At 38.3% G+C, this 3,765-nt stretch carries 2 protein-coding genes and 1 pseudogene; all 3 read left to right on the forward strand.

Annotated elements, in window-relative coordinates; all coding sequences use genetic code 11:
• Positions 1–823 (forward strand): transposase (locus A9G24_RS06975; protein ID WP_255307231.1); only part of this gene is annotated, 823 nt, incomplete at its 5' end.
• Between the two features lie 149 nt (positions 824–972).
• The gene (locus tag A9G24_RS06980) at positions 973–2,421 is read left to right on the forward strand and encodes an APC family permease (RefSeq protein ID WP_065638367.1); all 1,449 of its coding nucleotides are present in this window, start codon (positions 973–975) and stop codon (positions 2,419–2,421) included.
• Between the two features lie 157 nt (positions 2,422–2,578).
• Positions 2,579–3,765: pseudogene (locus tag A9G24_RS13155) on the forward strand (IS1182 family transposase); the annotation flags it as partial.

Raw genomic sequence — 3,765 nt, forward strand, 5'->3', positions numbered from 1 at the left:
CTTTATGCATCGGGAAGGCAAGCCTAAAGGGTTCTTCTACTTAGATCACCGAACGGTTGATGGCAAACATAATTTAATTACCGATACCTATGTCACAGCTGGAAATATCCATGATTCCCAGCCTTATATGGCTCGATTAAAACGCCAGCTAGAGCGGTTTGGCTTTAATCCGGTTGGTGTCGGTCTTGATGCGGGTTATTTTACGGCTCCCATTTGCCATTTACTGCTAGCAGAGCAGATATATCCGGTGTTGGGTTATCGCCGCCCCACCCATGGTGCGAATCCCATCAGAAAAAAGCAGTTTATCTATAACAGTCAAAACGATACTTATACTTGCCCAAACGGGCAAACATTAATATATAAAACTACCAGCAGGGAAGGTTATCGTCATTATCATTCTGATGCAACAACCTGCAAAATCTGTCCGTTATTGTCACAGTGTACACAGAGTAAAAATACACAGAAAGTCATCACACGGCATATCTGGGAAGCAGATAAAGAGAAAGCCAACGAGATTCGTTTAAGTCAGTGGGGTAAAAAAGTCTATGCTCGGCGAAAAGAAACCATAGAGCGCAGCTTTGCTGATGCTAAACAACATCACGGACATCGCTATGCACGATTTAGAGGAAGAGCGCAGGTTCAAATGCAGTGTTTATTGGCCGCAACGGCTCAAAATATCAAGAAAATAGCGATAAAGCTATTTTTGTTACGTTTTTTTAAGCTATTTTTTAATTTATTTAATAAAATCCAAATTAAAAATCCTATTTATGGTTTAAATAAAAAAATAAACCCCGAATTATATCGAGGTTTGTCATCAATCTGAGTCAGCTTTGTGCTGACTTTTTGTTTATTTTAGCATTCTGATTTTTGAAACTTTTTAATTAACTAAAATGAATCTTGCTTGTATTTTATAAATAAATCCCTATCATAACTAAATTTTTCACGTTTATTTATATATTTAAGGGGATCTTTATGGCAGATCACAATTTAGAAAATAACTTGCGGAAAGATCTTGGTTTAATTTCTGCATTATCACTGGTTGTGGGAATGGTTTTAGGAGCAGGTGCTTTTATGAAACCACCAGCAGTATTAGAGGTAGCAGGTGATTATCATTACGCACTGTTAGCATGGATAATTGGTGGTGTTATTTCTATTTGTGGCGGGTTAACACTTTGTGAACTCGGTGTAATGTTTCCAAAAACTGGGGGGATGCTCGTTTATTTAGAAAAAATCTATGGCGCTAAAATTTCTCATCTTTATGGTTGGATGATGACAGTGATTTTTTCACCTGCTTTGATTGGTGCATTAGTGGGCTATTTTAGTTCGGTGTTTTGTTCATTATTTGATATTGAAAATACGTACAAAATGGCAGTAGGTGCTGGAGCATTAGGTTTTATTGCTTTTATTAATGCAATTGGTGTCAAAGAAGCGGGGTATCTTCAAACCATTGCGACGGCTTGTAAATTGTTTCCAATAATACTATTGGCGATATTTGGATTATGTGAAGGAAATGGACAAGTTGCATTATTTAGTGCTAGTGGTCAAGGGATTGAGACATATGCCCCTTTTGCTGTTGCGATTTTAGCGACATTATTTGCCTATGATGGTTGGGCTCAAGTGGCATCGGTTGCGGGTGAAATTAATAAGCCAGCTAAAGTATTGCCGAAAGCCATTATTTTGGGGATTATATTTTTAGTCATTGTTTACGCTTGTATTAATATTGCCTTATTTAAAATTTTTCCAGTTCAAGAAATGGTCTCATTAGGACATGACGCTTCTTCTGTTGCATCACAACGCCTATTTGGGCATTTAGGTGGTAATTTGGTTGCAGTTGGTATTATGGTGTCAATTTTGGGCGGAATTAATGGCTATATTATGACATTATCACGTACTATTTTTAGTATGGCTGAGCGCGGCAATATTGTTGGTGCACGTTATTTAAGTACAATAGATGAAGACAGTCGTTCACCAGTAAATGCAATTTTAGTCCTTGTCGTTTTTTCATTTTTATATTCGGTATTATTAGATGCCGATCGTTTGTCTGAAATTTCGATGTTTTCGATTTGGGTTTTTTATTTATTAACGTTTGTTGGTGTTATTATAGCTAGAAAAAAATACCCTACTATACCAAGATCTTATAAAGTCATTGGCTACCCCGTTATCCCTATTATTGCTATTGCAGGATCTCTTTATGTCATCTATGGTATGTTGATTCATCAAACAGAAAACGGTATTGCCTCAATAGTGCTAACGTTACTAGGTTTACCAATGTACTATTACTATCAAAGTAAGAGCCAAAATAGATATCTTTCAGTTGGTGAAGTGAAAAAGTATCGTTTCAAAACCCAACATACTACTGCGATATTGGCAATCGGTGTTGTTGCTATGTTAATCATTTATGGCGGTATGGCCAGCAAATAATACTGTGGTGGCTGATTAAATAGTTTGTTTGATGCTATTTTATCGTAGCAATAAAAGAAACCAAAAGTTTTTGGTTTCAGATTGATGACAAAGAACTCGCTTTTTGGCGAGTTCTTTGATCTAATAGAGAGGAGTCCATTATAAGAGGAATTCTTCTATGCTAAAAAAACCAACTCCAGCGACACCAGAAAAAATAGAGCAAATCTCACTAGATGCGCTTGTCCCTCAAAATCATCTTGTTCGTAAAATAGCTAAAGTCATTGATTTTGAATTTATTCGAGAAGCGGTAGCACCACTTTATTGCCCGAATAACGGTCGTCCGGCAGAAGATCCAGTCAGACTGTTTAAAATCATGCTATTGGGGTATCTTTTCGGTATCCCCAGTGAACGTCGTCTGGTTCAGGAAATTCAGGTCAATTTAGCTTACCGCTGGTTTCTGGGAATGGGATTAACCGAAAAAGTGATTGACGCCTCAACACTTAGCCAAAATCGTCGCCGTCGGTTTAATGACAGTGAAATCTATCAACAGATTTTTGATAATATTGTTGAGCAGGCCATTGCCAAAGGGTTGATAAGTAGTCGGGTTTTATATACGGACAGTACTCACCTAAAAGCAAATGCCAATAAAGGCAAGGCACGTAATGAGCAGCGTATTGTTGAGCCCAGTCAATATATTGATGCGCTTAATCAAGCCATCAACGCAGAAAGAGAATTAAACGGAAAAAAGCCTTAAAGCCATCGACGGTAGAGAAATACAAGGAGGTTAAAGTCAGTACAACAGATCCAGACAGTGGCTTTATGCATCGGGAAGGCAAGCCTAAAGGATTCTTCTACTTAGATCACCGAACGGTTGATGGCAAACATAATTTAATTACCGATACCTATGTCACTGCCGGAAATATCCATGATTCCCAGCCTTACATGGCTCGATTAAAACGCCAGTTAGAGCGGTTTGGCTTTAATCCGGTTGGTGTCGGTCTTGATGCGGGTTATTTTACGGCTCCCATTTGCCATTTACTGCTGGCAGAGCAGATATATCCGGTGTTGGGTTATCGTCGTCCCACCCATGGTGCGAATCCCATCAGAAAAAAGCAGTTTATCTATAACAGTCAAAACGATACTTATACTTGCCCAAACGGGCAAACATTAATATATAAAACTACCAGCAGGGAAGGTTATCGTCATTATCATTCTGATGCAACAACCTGCAAAATCTGTCCGTTATTGTCACAGTGTACACAGAGTAAAAATACACAGAAAGTCATCACACGGCATATCTGGGAAGCAGATAAAGAGAAAGCCAACGAGATTCGTTTAAGTCAGTGGGGTAAAAAAGTCTATGCT

The sequence above is a fragment of the Gilliamella sp. App6-5 genome (assembly GCF_001690525.1).
Taxonomy (GTDB): domain Bacteria; phylum Pseudomonadota; class Gammaproteobacteria; order Enterobacterales; family Orbaceae; genus Gilliamella; species Gilliamella apicola_H.